Here is a 15,599-nt window from a genome sequence, read left to right on the forward strand (position 1 = left end):
TCCCGACCACAATTGTGGATAATGGCAAAAGTCGAAATCTACACCAAGGCATATTGTCCCTATTGCGCGCGCGCGCTGCGGCTGCTCGACAGCAAGGGCGCTGCCGTCGAGGAATATGACATCACCATGGGCGGCCCCAAGCGTGCCGAGATGCTCGAGCGCGCACCGGGCGCCTCGACCGTGCCGCAGATTTTCATCGACGGGCGCCATGTTGGCGGGTCTGACGATCTCGCCGCGCTCGACCGCGCGGGCGAGCTCGACGCGTTGCTCGCGGCATGACCCGGCTGGCGCTGCTCCAGATGACGAGCGGCGTTGATCCGGCGGCGAACGCGCGGCTCGTGACGGATGCCATCGCCGAAGCCGCGGCGGGCGGCGCGACGATGCTGTTTACCCCCGAAATGACGGGTCTCGTCGATCGCGACCGCGCGCGCGCGGCTGCGGTACTGCGCAGCGAAGCCGATGACCTCGTCCTTGCCGCCGCGCGCGATGCCGCCGCCACGCACGGCATCTGGCTGCATCTCGGCTCGCTGGCGCTCAAACTGCCCGACGGCAAGCTCGCCAATCGCGGTTTCGTGATTGATGCCGCGGGTGCGATCCGCGCCCGCTACGACAAGCTCCATTTGTTTGACGTCGATTTGCCGACCGGCGAGAGCTGGCGCGAATCGGCAAGTTACACGGCGGGCGAGGGGGCTGTCGTGGTCGATACGCCGCTTGGCACGCTGGGCCTCTCGATCTGCTACGATCTCCGCTTCGCCGCGCTCTATGCGGCGCTCAGCGCGGGCGGCGCGACCATACTCAGCATTCCTGCCGCCTTCACCCAGCCGACTGGCGCGGCGCATTGGCATTTGCTCCAACGCGCGCGCGCGGTCGAATCGGCAGCCTTCGTCGTCGCCGCCGCGCAGACGGGCACCCACGAAGATGGCCGCGCAACCTATGGCCATTCGCTCGTTGTCGATCCTTGGGGTGAGGTGCTGCTGGACATGGGCACTGATCCCGGAGTCGGCTTTGCCGAAATCGATCTCGCGCGCGTTGCCGATGTGCGTGCGCGCGTGCCCGTGCTCGATCATCGCCGCGCAATCCCTGACGTGGCGCGCGCGTGATCGTCTTCGACCTTCGCTGCGGCCAGGATCATGTGTTCGAGGCGTGGTTCGGCTCGTCGGCGGCCTATGAGGATCAGCGCACGCGCGGCCTGGTCTGCTGCCCCATTTGCAACGACAGCGATGTCACCAAAGCTGTGATGGCGCCCAATGTCGGCGCGAAGGGCAATCGTGCATTGGCGGCGCCAACGCCATCCGCGCCCGATGCGAAATCGGTGCTGGCCAAGCTTGCCGAGCTGCAGGCAGCCATCATCGACAAGTCCGAATGGGTCGGGCGCAGCTTCCCCGATCGCGCGCGCGCCATGTACCTTGGCGAGGAGACGGCGGCGCCGATCCACGGCGAAACCACCGCCGCCGAAGCGCGCGAACTGATCGACGAAGGCGTGCCGATTGCGCCGCTGCTCATCCCGTTCGCGCCGCCGTCAGCGCGCAATTGACCGCACGCCTGAGCGCGGATAGTCAAGCGCGCGCGTGCCCCCGTAGCTCAGCCGGATAGAGCGACGGTTTCCTAAACCGCAGGTCGGAGGTTCAAGTCCTCTCGGGGGCACCATTTTGTGGCGCCCCCGATCACACGCATCAGAATTTGAAGCCGACTTCGAACCCGGCGATGCGCGGTTCGTTGACGAAGCCGGTCAGATTGTTGAAATCGACGCCGCCGACCGCCGACTGATCGTCGGCGATGTTGCGGACATAGGCAGCGAAATCGAACGGCCCGGTCTTGTAGCCAACGCGCAAGCCGCCTTCGAGCAGGAAGCGATCGCGATATTCAACCGAGCGATAGAGGAAGAACTGGATTTCCGAACGGAACACCCAGTCGGTCCCGACGTAAAGCTCGCCATTGCCGACCGGATGCGCATAGCGCGCGGTCCAGTTGGCGGTCCACTTCGGCGACTGCGGCAGACGGTTACCGTTGATCGAGAAGATCCCAGGCGATCCGACGCGCTGGGTGTTGAGCACCGTGCAGTTTGAGCCGCAACCCGCGACGAACGCATTGGGATCGTTGATCCGGTTGTTGTTCAGGCTGATGCCGGCCGTGAAGTTCAGTCGCTCGATCGGCGTCGCTTCGAGCTCGGCTTCGAGCCCATAGCCATCGACGTTGCGCGCGTTGAACAGCGTCGTGAAGTTCGACGCGCCGCCCACCGCTGTCAGCTGCAGATCATCGGTGGTGAAGTAGAAGCCGTTGACGTTCAGCCGCAGTTTGCCGCCATAATAGACCGACTTGAAGCCGCCTTCGACCGACAATGTCCGTTCGCTGTTCGCCACCGACAAAGTGCGCCCGAACGCCAGACGGCCCTGGATCGACGGTGCGCGATAGCCGCGCGCGACGCGGGCATAGAAATTGACCTCGTCGGTCACCTTCTGGGTCGCGCTCACGTCCCATGTGACGATGTCGCTGCCGACCCGTGCGGTCTGGAGCGGCACCGGGCCGCCGAAGCCGAGGAAGCCGGGGCGGGTGTCGATCGGGCGCGACGCGGTGAGCGTGCGGCGATCATTGTTGTACCGCACGCCGCCCTGCAGTGTCAGGCCGAAGTCGAACTTATAGGTCGCCGAACCGAAAACACCAAAGGCGTCGCTCGACTGACGCTGGATCGCGATCGCAGCGGGGTTCAGATCACTGGGCGTGCCGAAATCAAGCGAATCGATCCGCAGTTTTTCGTTGAAGTAGAAGAAGCCGCCCTGCCAGTTGAACGGCCCGCTGCCGTTCGACGCCAGCCGCAGTTCCTGCGTAAACTGGTCGAGGCTCGGGATATTGTCCTGCGACTGTGCTGAGAAGGGGATGAACCCGGGGCCGAAGGGCGGCGCGAACTGGTTGCCAAAGCCGCCATCGATGTCGCCGCGCGTGAAGATCGTCCCATTCCAATAGGACGATACCGACGTCAGCGTGACAGGTCCAAAGTCATAATCGACCGTCAGGCCGCCATTATAATTGCGCAGCCGTTGGAAATTGACGCCGTCCTGGCGGACCTGGTCGCGGCGGAACGGCGTGCCGGGGCCGCCCAGTCCGATCAGCTGGCTGCTGCCGCGGGCAAACAGATTTGCGCGGAACACGCGTGCGGTGCCGTCAAGAATACGGACCTGACCGGTCGCCCGCGCGGTCAGCGCGTCGGTCGGCTTCCATTCGAGCTGCACGCGGCCGGCCCAATCGCTGTAACCTTCGAGGTCGCCGCGCTGGGGCGTCGCGACATTGTCGACCCAATTGCCGCGCCGCTGATAGATCGTCGAGAAGCGCGCCGAGAAGGTGTCGCTGACCTTCAGCGTCGCGGCGCCTTCGATATTGACGGTGCCATAGCTGCCGCCGCTGGCGCGCAAATAGCCGCCCGGCGTGCTCGGGCGGACCGAATCGAACTTGACGATACCCGCAGGCGTGTTGCGCCCGAACAGCGTGCCCTGCGGCCCGCGCAGCACTTCGACGCGCTGGAGATCGAAGATCGGGAAACCCTTCAGGATCGGGTTTTCGAGCACGACATCGTCATAAACCAGGCTGACCGGCTGCGATGCGTTGAGATCGAAGTCGGTATTGCCGAGGCCACGAATGTAGAAACGCGGGAAGGCGCGCCCGAACGAGCTTTCGATGTTGAGGCTGGGCACGCGACCGGCCAGCGCGCGAATGTCATTGCCGCCCGACTGAACCAGATCGAGTCGGTCGCCGGAGATTGCCGCAACCGAGACCGGCACGTCCTTCAGCCGTTCTTCGCGCCGCTGCGCGGTGACCACGACGTCGTCGCTGCTGGCCTTGGCCTCAGGCGTGGCAGGCGCGTCCTGTGCAATGGCCGGCGCTGCCACTGAACCCAGCAACGCCGCTGCCAGCAGCCGCTTGCGAACCGAAAAACCGATCATCGAGCTTGTTTCCCCACTCAGGTTGCAAAAATTGCGAAGTGAGCAAGTGCCGCGACGAGGCATTCCCGGTCAAGCATTTGACCGGGTCGTTTCGCGTTTGATCATCGGAGTTGCAAAATTGTGACACCCCGCGCGTCGTGGCGCGCGGGGCAGCGATACTCAGGCCTTCACATGCGCCGAGATGTATTTGTTCATCTCGAACATCGTCGCCGATTTCTTGCCGAACACCTTCTCCAGCGCCGAATCAGCCAGAATCTCGCGCTTGTTGGCGGGGTTCTGCAGGTTATGCGCCTTGATATAGGCCCAGACCTTGCTGATAACTTCGCTGCGCGGCAGCCGATCGGCGCCGACAATCGCGGCGAGCTCGGGCGAGGGGGTGACAGGCGCGTGGATGCCGCCGGTCTTGGGCGCAGTCGACGTCGCAGGTGCTTTGGCCATGAGTAATCCTCCCGCAGGTCGACTTTGGCGTCGACCCATTGCGATCCCGACGCGGGTCGCTTCTTGTTTACCTCTCGCCTTTTAGCCCTTGTTGCGCGCGCCGCAACGGGGCGGCGCAGGAAAATTGTCATAATTGGGTCGCAGTCGATTCGGCCTGGTCGCGCGCCTTGACGACCAGACGATGGACCGTGATGACAGGCATGCGGCAGCCAGCATCCGATTGGTCACCGTGGACGCATCAAGGAGCAATCTGCATGTTTTCGCATATCATGGTCGGCGCGAACGATCTCGAAAAGTCGCGCACCTTTTACGACGCACTGCTCGCCACGCTCGGCGCCAAGCCGGGCTTCAGCAATGGCAACCGCTATTTCTGGCGGCAAGGCGGCGGCACCTTCTCGATCAGCATTCCGATCGACGGCAATGAGGCGTGCCACGGCAATGGCGCGACGGTGGGCTTTGCCGCCGAAAGCCCCGAACAGGCTGATGCGTGGCACGCGGCCGGGCTCGCAGCAGGCGGCAGCACCTGCGAAGATCCGCCCGGCTGGCGCGAAGGTGCGATGGGCAAGCTGTACCTTGCCTATCTGCGTGATCCCGACGGCAACAAGCTGTGCGCGCTGCACCGCCCGGCGGCATAGGCCCCGGCATCTCATTAGCCGCACAAGAAAAAGGCCCCCGGTTCGCACCGGGGGCCTTTCGCATTTGGGTAGGTAGCGATCAGAACTTGAAGCGCACCGTGCCGCCATAAGTGCGCGGCTGGCTCGGATAGCCCGACAGGCTGCCCGCCTGCGCCACCGACGGGAAAATCGTCGAGATAAACTGCTTGTCGAACAGGTTACGACCCCAGAGCGACAGTTCCAGCCCGTTCTTGAACTGCAACGACACCGATGAGTTGAGCGACGTGATCTGGCGGCGGAACTGCGGCGCCCCTTCAGCGATCTGGGTGTTGCTCGACCATTGATAGTCGCTGCGCAGGAACAGCTTCACATCCTGCGCGATGTCGCGCTTGTAGGTGAAGCCCGTCGACAGCGAGATTTCGGGGATGCCCGCTGGCGTCAGACCGGTCAGGTTCGCCGGGCTGGTGGTGAACCCGGCATTGATTGCCGCGCCATTGACGAACGAGTCGTAACGCGGCTTCAGATAGGTGATGTCGAAGTTGAGTGTCAGCGCGCGCACCGGCGAGTAGTTGCCGTCGAATTCGATACCGAAGGTCGACTGCTTGCCGGCGTTGGTGAGGACGAAGCCGGTCCCGGTGAAGATGTTCCCTTGGAAGTTGTTAATCTCCTGCTGGAACACCGCAAGGTTGAACGCGCCCTTGGGGAACTGGCCCTTGATGCCGCCTTCGATCACGCGCGCCGTTTCAGGCGCTGCGAAGCGCGACCCGGTGGTAAGGTTTGGCAGCGCCAGCCCGGCCGAGCGAATGCGCGAGGCGCCAGGTGCCGGCGTTGCAGCCGATGAACCGGGGGTGAAATCGGCCGCAGTCGGGCGCGAATCCGGCCCCAGGTTGATCGACGACGCTTTGAAGCCCGTGCCATAGGTAAAATAGAAGCTGAAGTTGTTGGTCGCCTTCCAAGCCAGCCGCAGCGAATAGGCAACATTGTCATCGGCCGTCCGACCCGGCTCGACCGCGTTTGGCACGTTGAGGAACGGCGGCAAGAACTGGAGCGCCTGGAGGCCGAGCAGCGGGTTGACCGCCGCATTGGTCGCGTTGGTTGCGCCAAACGCATTGGCGCCCGCCTGGACCTGCGCGAAGGCTGCCGGGTTGGCTTGCGCGAAGGCACCGATCTGGGCTGCCGAAGCCAGCCTGCCTGCGGGGAGGCCAATCAAGCCGCCGACGGTGGTTGCCAATGCCTGCTGCGACAATACGTTCCGACCGATCGCGACGAAATCGAGCGCCGAGAAGCTGTCGGTGCTGAAGCTCGCCGACGAGAAGCGCTTCTTGTCATTGGTATAGTTGACGCCGCCGGTGAAGATCAGGCGATTGGTGATCTTGAAATCGGCGCTGCCGAAGAATGAATAGGCGTTGTTGCGATAGACCCAGTTTTCAAACCGGCCCTGGCCACGCTGGCTGAAGGTGTTGGCGGGCACGCCAATCAGGCCCTCAACCGTGCTGATGCCATTGCCGCTGAGGGCCTGCGCATAGTTGCGGAAATCGCGACCGAAGGTCAGATCGGCTTTAACGTCGATGCTTTCGTTGAAATAATAGCCGCCAACGAGGAATTCGAACCGACCACCGAAATTCGATGCGAGCCGGACTTCGTGGGTCAGCGTGCGAATGTTGGTCCGGTTATTGTTGGTACCGATCAGGTCGGCACTGGTGAAATCCGAATCCTGGTTGGTCAGGCTGTCGACGCCGCGTGCCGAAGAGATCGACGTCAGCGTAAACTTGCCAAAATCCTTGTCGCCCTGCAGCGAGATACCGTAATTGTCGATCCGGTTGGTCGACCTGAAGTTATTGAAAACCGTATATGAGAACGGATTACCGGTCACGACATTGCCGCCAATCGCGCGGATGGCGCCGACCGTCGGGCCAGCAACCAGATTGACGACCGCGCAGCAATTTTCGTCGATGCTGTCGAAGTCGGCGATCAAGCGGAATTTCAGGTCGGCGCTCGGCTGGAACAGCAACTGCCCGCGGAAACCATAGCGATTGCGATCGTTGAAGTCGGTGTTGAGCGCGAGATCGCGAATATAGCCGTCGCGGCGGTTGTAATTGCCGCCAATCGAGAAGGCGACGGTATCAGTGATCGGGCCGGTAATGTCGCCCTTCAGGATGAAGGCGTTGAAGTCGCCATAGGTCGCTTCGATGTTGCCGCCAAACTTGAACGCGGGCTCTGCCGTCACGATCGAGATGATACCGGCCGATGCGTTCTTGCCGAACAGCGTCGACTGCGGCCCGCGCAGCACTTCGACGCGCTTCACATTGGGCAAGTCGGCGATCTGTGCGGCCGAGCGCGAGCGATAAACGCCGTCGATGAACACGCCGACCGAAGGCTCGATACCCGCGTTGTTCGCGCCGTTGCCGAAGCCGCGGATGATGAAGTTGGTATTGGCCGAGCTCTGGAGCTGCGAGACGCGGAGCGACGGGACCACGGTCTGCAGATCGATCAGGTCGCGAATCTGCGCTTCCTGGATCGTCGCGCCGGTGGTGACCGACACCGAAATCGGCGTGTCGAGCAGCGTCGTCTCGCGCTTGGTGGCGGTCACGACGACATCGTCGGCCGGCGATGGCTCTTCCTCTGCGACGGGTGCAGGCGCCGGCGCGGGTGCCGTCTGGGCCATGGCGGGCGTCGCGGCGAGCATCGCAATCGCGGTTGCAGCCAATAGGTCAATCTTGGTCATTATTATCCCCTCCTGATGCCCCGACCGCTATGTGCCGGATGCGCGATGGCATTTGTGCCGTATTGCGTTGAATCTACCCCCGGAGGATTCACCGCGTCAACGGGAGATGCGCCAAATTCTGCGGGCTTGCGTGAATGTTGCTCAAATGAGACAGTTTCTTTTGACAACGGAATTACACCAGAATGACGGTTGACGTAGCGTCTGACCTGAATCGCGGTTTGAGGAGGGCAGATGAACGGGCATTTCGACCATGACGATACTGGCGATCTGGTGGCGTCGCCGACCAAGATTCCCGTGCCCGACGATATCGCTGACGCCATTCGCACGCTGATTCGCTGGACCGGCGACGATCCGGCGCGCGAAGGGTTGATCGACACGCCGCAGCGCGTGGCGCGGGCGTGGAAAGAATATTGCCAAGGCTATCAAGACGATCCCGCCCAGCATCTGGCGCGTGTGTTCGAAGAGGTCGGCGGCTATGACGAAATCGTGCTGCTGAAGGACATTCCGTTCCAGTCGCACTGCGAACATCACATGGCGCCGATCATCGGCAAGGCGCACATCGCTTATCTGCCGTCGAACTGGGTGGTCGGCATCTCAAAGCTCGCGCGCGTGCTCCACGCTTATGCCCGGCGCCTGCAAATCCAGGAGCGGCTGACCGCCGAAGTCGCCAATTGCATCTGGGATAACCTGAAGCCGCAAGGCGTCGCGGTGGTGATCGAGGCGAGCCACGCGTGCATGACCGCGCGGGGTGTCCGCACGCCCGGCGTCAGCATGGTCACCAGCCGGATGATGGGCATTTTCCGCGATGACGAACGCAGCCGCAAGGAAGTGCTGGCGCTGATGGGGGTCGGCAAAGTCGCGTGACCAAGCCTGTTGCAATCGTAACAGGCGGTGCGCGGCGAATCGGCGCGGGTATCGCGGCGCGTCTCGTCGCGGGCGGTTGGCGGGTCGTGGTGCATCATCACCGCTCCGCCGCCGATGCAGCGGCGCTGGTGGCGCGGCTCGGCGCGGAGGCGGTTGCGCTCGATCAGGACCTAGCCGAGCCCGATGCCGCTGGTGCGCTGCTGCTGGCGGCGCGCTCGGCCTTTGCCGCGCCCGTTTCCGCGATCGTCAACAATGCCTCGCTGTTCGCGCATGATTATCCGCCCGATGTCGAGGCCGCCGCGATCGACCGCAACCATGCGGTCAATCTGCGTGCGCCGGTGTTGCTCGCCGAAGCGCTCGCGCGGCAGGACGATCTCGCGCGCGGCGCGGTGGTGAATATTCTCGACCAGAAAATCGCTAATCTGAATCCCGATTTTTTTGCCTATAGCTGCGCGAAGATCGCGCTTGCGGGCGCGACGGTGATGCTGGCGCAGGCGCTGGGGCCTCGGATCGCGGTCAATGCCGTCGCTCCCGGCCTGACCTTGCCGAGCGCCGACCAGACGGACGATGAGTATCGCACCGTTGCTGCGATCAACCTGCTCCGGCGCCCAGTCCCAGCCGAAGCTGTCGCTGATGCGGTCGCGTTCCTGCTCGGTGCGCGCGGGGTGCATGGCCAGACGCTCTATGTCGACAATGGCCAGCGTTTCCTGCCAAGGGCGCGCGACGTGATGTTTGCGACGCGGGGACATTGATGGCCGAGTTTACGACTTTTCTCGATGGGCTGGACGTGCCGATGCGGATCGGCATCCACCCCGAGGAGCGCGCCGGACCACAGCGGGTGACGCTGAGCGTCTGGCTGCACTGCGACTATGGCACGGCGCCGATGACCGACACGATCGGCGCGGTCGTCGATTATGATTTCCTGCGCCGCGAGATTTTGTCGCTCGCCGCGAGCCGCCATTTCGACTTGCAGGAAACCTTGGTCGAGGCCGTCGCCGCGATCGCGCTGGCCGACCCGCGCGTGCGGCGCGTGCGCGTGCGATCGGTCAAGCCCGACATCTATCCCGACGCCGCGATCGGCTGCGAGATCGAACGCATCAACCCGCAGCCGATTGCCTGAAGTCCAAGATACTTCCCCTGCATCCGCTTCCCCGCCGCCGCCCAGGCCCCAGCAGCGACGAGCCGGACGCGACCCCGCGACCAGCAATGCGTATGCTCGCAGTTTTTTAGCGCTTTTTGGTTAGTGCTGACATCGGCGACACTGTTTTTCTGCGCTGCCGAGTTGGGAAAATGACTGCCATGACTGAACAAAATCGGGTTCCTGCATCTTTAAACGGCTCAATCGATGCGGCAAAGGACCAGATCGACGATCCAGATATGCTAGCATTCGTTGGACGGCGCACGCCGCTCGAGCGCCATGCCATTGCGAGGCTTCTCGATATCGATGGCGCAGCGCTGGCCGTTTTGAAATGGATTGCCGAACAGGCGGATTGCGATCCCGCCACAAGGGCGATGATCTTCTGGCGTTTGCGCGGCGTGCCTCCGCGAGACGATCAGGGGCTTGATTTCGTCGATGCCCGAAATGACGTGCTTCGGTCGATCAAGGCGAAGGCATTTGACGATGCAGCGTCGACCGCGCGCATCGCTTGGAACGGTCTGGAGGCCTGGACCCAGTTCCCGCTCATTAACGCGGCACCTTTTGCGGGCATCGAAGACGATCCCGATGCCTGCAGGCGATTTTGCGGCCCGTTTGGCGAAGAAAGAGCTGAACCGGCCTGCTTCGCTTTCCTGGATGAAGACTATAGCAGCGACGACATGTTCGATGCGCTTTGGCGGGTTCATTATCATGAAGCGGCGGTGGTGGATTGGCTTCGGGGCAAGTCAGCCGACATATGGTTGGCTGCAGTCGGCGATCTGCTTGGCAGCCATCCCGATGCCGTTTTTGAGTGGATGGTTGTGCAGCCCGATTGCCCGGATGCCGTCGCGGCGCGAATCTTCTGGGAATATGAAACACCGTCGCTTCGGTCTTCGATCCTGAAACGGTGGCGCTCCAGCGGCTTCGTCAAGTCGGGACTCGATTTTCGGCGATATGTCGGTGATGGGGATGGTGCGCTGGCCGATGACCTGCCCGCTGACCTCACATCCCCGCAACCCGGTCGGGCGCCGCTGGATGGGAATTTGTCCGAGGACTTCATCTGGTGGGTCGCATCGGTCAGTATCGGCGGGCTGGTCGAACGGCCCCGACAAAAGGCTGAAGCAGACTGGCAAGCAACGCTGTCGACAAGAAGGGATTCAGATGAGCCAATGCCTCCGCCCACGCGCGCGGAAGTTGACAGCAACTATCGATGGCTCAATCTGATCACGGCTTTAGCGTTCGGCGTGACAATCGCACTCTGGAGGACAGGGTTTACAAAGCCAGCCACGATCGCGTTCATCGCGTTTCTCATCATTATCCCGCTTTACATGGGGGCCGTGACAACCGGGGGTTTCTGGCGAACGGTGAAATGGCTCGCTACCGTCGCGGTCGCATCGATCGCGCTCGCCTTTCTATTTCGCTTCATCGACACAGGTGCCTTGATATAGCATTGCGGCGACAATTTACTGCGTACACCCGACGTCGTCTGCTTCGATCTCCAACAGCGCCAGCAGCGCGCCTACATTGCCGACGCCCCGTCGCGGCCAATCCTCGGGCGGCTGGTTGCGGAACCAGGTATATTGCCGCTTGGCATATTGGCGGGTTGCGAGCCGGGCGCGGTCGAGCGCTTCGTCGCGGCTCCACACGCCCGCCAGCCAGCCGCCGATCTCGCGCACGCCGATGGCGCGGCGCACAGGGGCGGAGTCAGCTACATCGCAGCGATCGAGCAGCGCGCGGACGTCGGCCTCGGCGCCGCCGTCGAACATCGCTTCCAGCCGCGCATCGCACCGGGCCATCAGCCAGTCGCGCTCGGGCAGCAGGATTAGCGGCGCGAGCGTGACCTTGTCGGCGATGCCACCGGCCCGCTCAGCCTGCCATACCGCCAGCGTCCGCCCCGTCGAGCGCACCACTTCGAGCGCGCGGGCCACCCGCGTCGTGTCGGCAGCGTTCAGCCGCGCGGCGGCGTCGGGGTCGAGCACGGCGAGGTGGGCATGCGCAGCAGCGACGGGCAGCGCGCGCACCTCCGCACGGATTTGCGGGTCGATGTCGGGTACCGGCGCAATCCCATCGAGCAGCGTGCGCAGATAAAGCCCCGTGCCGCCGACGAGGATCGGCAGCTTGGCTTCGGCTATCGCCGCATCAATCGCGATTTTGGCATCCGTTGCCCATGCAGCCGCAGAATAATCCTGTGCTGCATCGACATGGCCGAACAACCGGTGCGGCACACGGGCTTCATCTTCAGGCGTCGGTCGCGCCGACAGCACCCGAAGATCGGCATAAACTTGCGCGGAATCGGCGTTGATCACAACGCCGTTCGCGCGTTCGGCAAGATCGATTGCCAGCGCGGACTTGCCGCTCGCGGTCGGCCCTGCAATGAGCGCGAGCTTGGGGCGGGAAGGACCATCCATGTTCATCGCAACACTGATAGCAGCCGGGACGATCGATCAAGGCCAGATTTCAGAAGGCGTCGACCGGCTGGCGGCGGCCGGGTGTGCGCCATCGGGCTGGGGCTGGATCGATGCGGGGCGCGCCGCCGACATCTTCATCGGTGTGTCAACCGGCGCGCGGGCCGCGCTCGAAGGCGCTTTCACCGGCGTCGACATCGTCGTTCAGTCGATCATCACCCGCAGCAAGTGCCTGCTCATCGCTGATATGGATTCGACGATGATCACCGTCGAATGCATCGACGAGCTTGCCGACTTTGCCGGGATCAAGCCGCAGATCGCGGCGATCACCGAAGCGGCGATGCGCGGAGACCTTGATTTTGAGGGTGCGCTCGATGCGCGGGTGGCGCTGCTCGCCGGGCTCGACGAGGGCGTGATTGATCGCTGCCTCGCCGAACGGGTCAGGTTGATGCCGGGTGCGCGCACGCTCATCCAGACGATGAAGGCTCGCGGTGCGGCGGCGGTGCTGGTGTCGGGCGGTTTCACGCGCTTTGCCGATCCGGTTGCGGCGATGATCGGCTTCGACCGTGCGGTCGCAAACCGGCTCGGTATCGTCGGCGGCAAGCTCGATGGCACCGTCGCGCGGCCGATCGTCGGCGCGCAGACCAAGCTCGACATGTTGCTTGAGACAGCAAAAGCAAAGTCGATTCCGATCGAATCAACGCTGGCGGTCGGCGATGGCGCCAATGATCTGCTGATGATCGGCGCAGCGGGGCTCGGCATCGCCTATCACGCCAAGCCCGTGGTCGCCGCCGCTGCCGATGCGCGGGTTGACCACAACGATCTCACCGCGCTGCTTTACGCACAGGGCATCCCAACGCGCGAGTGGGTTCGCTAGCGTCTCGACAGCCAGGTTCACCCAGTCCCCGTTTGCCCTGAGCTTGTCGAAGGGCTGCTCTTCTTCTGCGATGCCGTCCAAGAAGAAGGACGGTGCTTCGACAAGCTCAGCACGAACGGATGGGGGTATTGGCCCCGTGTTTTCGGTGTCGTGTTAAGGCGCGACCGGGACGCAGGCGGTTCCCGGCACTGACGTTTTTACCGCTGCGCAGACCCGCGCAGCATCGGCGCTCGACGCGAACGGTCCCGCCTGAAGCCGAGTCAGATCGCCGCTGCGTGCGAACACTGGCGATGCCCCGGAAAGCGCGCTGACCCGACCGCGCAGCGTCGCCCAGAGATTGCGGGCATTGCCGTCATCGCGAAACGCGCCGAGCTGGACGCGCCAGCCCTTGCCCGGTGCCGGCTTGGCGACGGGCGACGTCGACGGAACGCGCGGTGGCGGCGCGACCGCTGGGGGAGGGGTCGGCACGGCGACCGGCTGCGGCGGCTTGCTGGCGACGCGCGGCGGTTTGGCTGGGCCGGGCTTGGGCCGTCCGAGCAGTGCGGGATCGTCGCCGACCTGCGACGGCGGTAGTTCAGCGCCGCGAATCCCCCGGTCGCTGCCGGCAAGCTCAAGCGGCGTCGTGGTACCGGGCGCCTGCGTTTCATATTGCCGCGCGAGTGCAATGCCCTTTTGGCGCATATCGGTGTCGATATACTGGTCCAACTGCGCTTGCGTCTCGGCGGCTTTCGGAATGCCGGCCGCCGCCGCCCGCGTGATCAGCGCATAGGCGCGTACCCAGTCGCGCGGCACGCTATCGCCGTTGAACAGCATCGTGCCGAGCACGAGCTGCGCGCGGGGTTCACCGCGCGTCGCCGCCTTGTCGAGCCACGGTGCGGCTTCGTCATGCTTGCCGTTCTGGAATAGCGCGAGGCCGTAGTTGACTTCGGCCTGCGGGTGCTTCTGGGCGGCGGCCTTGCCAAACCATTGCTCGGCGAGACCCGGATCGAGCGGGACACCGCGCCCGAGCTTATAGGCCTGCCCCAGGTTGAACTGTGCGTCGGCATCGCCCGCAATGGCGAGCGGGCGCCATTCGTCGACCGCTTTGCGATAATCGCCGCGCTGCCAGGCTTCGACGCCTGCGCGCACATCCGCCAGCGCCGGTGTTGCGGTTGCCGCCAGCGCCACCAGCACCGGCATCATCCAAGCTGCCTTCATTCCCACGCTCCACTCCCGCCCCACGCACCTTGGTTAAGCGCGTTATAGCGTGCTTGGCAAAGATTTGGTTAGCAAGTTCGGCGAGACTGGCGCGCGATGTTAACCAGTTCTTATCTCTCAGCGTGGCATCCCCCGTTTGGACTAGGCAAGACCAGGGGAAATAATGCGCGTTCTGGCAATGGCTTCGCAAAAGGGCGGTTCGGGCAAGACGACCTTGTCGGGCCACCTTGCCGTGCAGGCCCAACGTTCGGGCGCTGGCCCGGTCGTGCTGATCGATATCGATCCGCAAGGGTCACTGTCGGATTGGTGGAACGAACGCGAGAGCGAGTTCCCGGCTTTTGCGCAAACGACGGTCGCGCGACTCGCCGCCGATCTCGAAGTCTTGCGTCAGCAGGGCTTCCGCCTCGCGATGATCGACACGCCGCCCGCCATCACGATGGCGATCCAGAGCGTGATCGCCGTCGCCGAACTCATCGTCATCCCGACCCGCCCGAGCCCGCATGATCTGCGCGCCGTCGGCGCCACGGTCGATTTGTGCGACCGCGCGGGCAAGCCACTGATTTTCGTCGTCAATGCCGCGACGCCCAAGGCCAAAATCACCTCCGAAGCTGCCGTCGCGCTGTCGCAGCATGGCACGGTCGCGCCGATCACGATCCACCACCGCACCGATTTCGCCGCATCGATGATCGACGGGCGCACCGTGATGGAAGTCGATCCCAAGGGCAAATCGGCCGCCGAAGTCGAAGCGCTTTGGACCTATATCGCCGACCGGCTTGAAAAGAATTTCCGCCGCACCGTGTTCAGCGCGCCCGCCGCGCCGGGCGGCTTCGTCCCCAATCGTTTGGCAGGCGGCGGCTTTGGTCGCCGCGTGGTGAGCTGAGATGAGCTCGCTGATCGGCCAGACCAAGAGCTTTGCGTCGCTGTCGTCGACCTTGCTCGCGCGCAAGGGTCAGGCGCGTCCGGCGATGCGCCCGCAAGGGTTTTCGGGCTTCGGCAATGTTGCCGAAGTGGTCGACGATCTTGGCTGGAATGACATGGGCCACGCCGAATCGGCGGCACCACCGCCACCGGTCGTCGTGCCGCCCGTGCTGCGCCAGCGCGAAGCCCTGATCGAAGAATTTGCGGCGCCGGCCACTGCGCCCAGCGTCGATCCGACTCCGGCCGCGCCCGTCGCCGCGCCGCCCAAGCCGCGCGCCGCCGTCGGGCTGAAGGCCAAGGCGGCGTTCACGCTGCGGCTCGATCATGAGCGCCACTTGCGGCTGCGGCTTGCAAGCGCGGTCGCCAACCGCTCGGCGCAGCAGATTGTGACGCAGGCGCTCGACGATTTTCTCAATGCACTGCCCGATCTTGATGCGCTCGCCAAGCAGGCGGCGGGCCGGGGCGACACTGACATGGATATGGGGGACTGA

At 63.9% G+C, this 15,599-nt stretch carries 16 protein-coding genes and 1 tRNA gene; 12 read left to right on the forward strand and 5 right to left on the reverse strand.

From position 1 onward, the window contains the following. Window positions 1–21: 21 nt before the first annotated feature. From grxC to K2W81_RS07825, 4 genes are all read left to right on the forward strand, one after another. Complete coding sequence (gene grxC / locus K2W81_RS07810) at window positions 22–279, forward strand: glutaredoxin 3 (RefSeq protein ID WP_294103020.1); 258 nt, start codon at window positions 22–24, stop codon at window positions 277–279. Further along, a complete protein-coding gene (locus tag K2W81_RS07815; RefSeq protein ID WP_294103023.1) occupies window positions 276–1,100 on the forward strand; it encodes a carbon-nitrogen hydrolase family protein in 825 nt (274 codons plus the stop codon). The genes grxC and K2W81_RS07815 overlap by 4 nt, the downstream gene beginning before the upstream one ends. Then, complete coding sequence (locus K2W81_RS07820) at window positions 1,097–1,534, forward strand: DUF1178 family protein (protein ID WP_294103025.1); 438 nt, start codon at window positions 1,097–1,099, stop codon at window positions 1,532–1,534. Before K2W81_RS07815 ends, K2W81_RS07820 begins: the two co-directional genes overlap by 4 nt. A gap of 36 nt (window positions 1,535–1,570) precedes the next feature. Then, window positions 1,571–1,647: transfer RNA gene (locus tag K2W81_RS07825), tRNA-Arg, on the forward strand. A gap of 26 nt (window positions 1,648–1,673) precedes the next feature. Here K2W81_RS07825 and K2W81_RS07830 read toward each other — a convergent pair. Beyond that, on the reverse strand, window positions 1,674–3,935 hold the full coding sequence (locus K2W81_RS07830) for a TonB-dependent receptor (RefSeq protein ID WP_294103027.1): 2,262 nt from the start codon (window positions 3,933–3,935) through the stop codon (window positions 1,674–1,676). A 159-nt stretch (window positions 3,936–4,094) separates the two neighbouring features. Next, window positions 4,095–4,373, reverse strand: coding sequence for an SWIB/MDM2 domain-containing protein (locus tag K2W81_RS07835; RefSeq protein WP_294103029.1), 279 nt, complete (start codon window positions 4,371–4,373; stop codon window positions 4,095–4,097). 254 nt (window positions 4,374–4,627) lie between these two features. Here K2W81_RS07835 and K2W81_RS07840 point away from each other — a divergent pair, with 254 nt between their 5' ends. Then, window positions 4,628–5,008, forward strand: coding sequence for a VOC family protein (locus K2W81_RS07840; RefSeq protein ID WP_294103031.1), 381 nt, complete (start codon window positions 4,628–4,630; stop codon window positions 5,006–5,008). Window positions 5,009–5,087: 79 nt separating this feature from the next. On the opposite strand, the gene K2W81_RS07845 is transcribed toward K2W81_RS07840, so the two are convergent. After that, complete coding sequence (locus K2W81_RS07845) at window positions 5,088–7,712, reverse strand: TonB-dependent receptor (protein WP_294103033.1); 2,625 nt, start codon at window positions 7,710–7,712, stop codon at window positions 5,088–5,090. Between the two features lie 231 nt (window positions 7,713–7,943). Here K2W81_RS07845 and folE point away from each other — a divergent pair, with 231 nt between their 5' ends. The 4 genes from folE (at window position 7,944) to K2W81_RS07865 (ending at window position 11,159) form a co-directional block, all read left to right on the forward strand. After that, a complete protein-coding gene (gene folE / locus K2W81_RS07850; RefSeq protein ID WP_294103036.1) occupies window positions 7,944–8,576 on the forward strand; it encodes a GTP cyclohydrolase I FolE in 633 nt (210 codons plus the stop codon). Further along, window positions 8,573–9,328 carry an SDR family NAD(P)-dependent oxidoreductase gene (locus K2W81_RS07855; RefSeq protein ID WP_294103038.1) on the forward strand — a complete coding sequence of 252 codons (756 nt, stop codon included), beginning with the start codon at window positions 8,573–8,575 and terminating at the stop codon, window positions 9,326–9,328. The genes folE and K2W81_RS07855 overlap by 4 nt, the downstream gene beginning before the upstream one ends. After that, window positions 9,328–9,696 carry a dihydroneopterin aldolase gene (locus K2W81_RS07860; protein WP_294103040.1) on the forward strand — a complete coding sequence of 123 codons (369 nt, stop codon included), beginning with the start codon at window positions 9,328–9,330 and terminating at the stop codon, window positions 9,694–9,696. The genes K2W81_RS07855 and K2W81_RS07860 overlap by 1 nt, the downstream gene beginning before the upstream one ends. A gap of 179 nt (window positions 9,697–9,875) precedes the next feature. Further along, window positions 9,876–11,159, forward strand: a complete 1,284-nt coding sequence (locus tag K2W81_RS07865) for a hypothetical protein (protein ID WP_294103043.1) — start codon at window positions 9,876–9,878, stop codon at window positions 11,157–11,159. A gap of 15 nt (window positions 11,160–11,174) precedes the next feature. On the opposite strand, the gene miaA is transcribed toward K2W81_RS07865, so the two are convergent. Further along, the gene (gene miaA, locus K2W81_RS07870) at window positions 11,175–12,119 is read right to left on the reverse strand and encodes a tRNA (adenosine(37)-N6)-dimethylallyltransferase MiaA (RefSeq protein WP_294103046.1); all 945 of its coding nucleotides are present in this window, start codon (window positions 12,117–12,119) and stop codon (window positions 11,175–11,177) included. Here miaA and serB point away from each other — a divergent pair. Further along, a complete protein-coding gene (gene serB, locus K2W81_RS07875; RefSeq protein ID WP_294103049.1) occupies window positions 12,118–12,993 on the forward strand; it encodes a phosphoserine phosphatase SerB in 876 nt (291 codons plus the stop codon). The genes miaA and serB overlap by 2 nt on opposite strands. Window positions 12,994–13,146: 153 nt before the next feature. Here the strand turns inward: serB and K2W81_RS07880 are convergent, their stop codons facing one another. Beyond that, window positions 13,147–14,190, reverse strand: coding sequence for an SPOR domain-containing protein (locus K2W81_RS07880; protein ID WP_294103052.1), 1,044 nt, complete (start codon window positions 14,188–14,190; stop codon window positions 13,147–13,149). 163 nt (window positions 14,191–14,353) lie between these two features. On the opposite strand from K2W81_RS07880, the gene K2W81_RS07885 reads away from it, so the two are divergent. Together K2W81_RS07885 and K2W81_RS07890 are read left to right on the forward strand one after the other, a co-directional pair. Next, a complete protein-coding gene (locus tag K2W81_RS07885; RefSeq protein WP_294103054.1) occupies window positions 14,354–15,070 on the forward strand; it encodes a ParA family protein in 717 nt (238 codons plus the stop codon). Window position 15,071: 1 nt separating this feature from the next. Next, entirely contained in the window at window positions 15,072–15,599 is a 528-nt protein-coding gene (locus K2W81_RS07890; protein WP_294103056.1) for a hypothetical protein, read from the forward strand.

This window comes from Sphingomonas sp., from assembly GCF_019749955.1.
In the GTDB taxonomy this organism is placed as follows: Bacteria; Pseudomonadota; Alphaproteobacteria; order Sphingomonadales; family Sphingomonadaceae; genus Sphingomonas.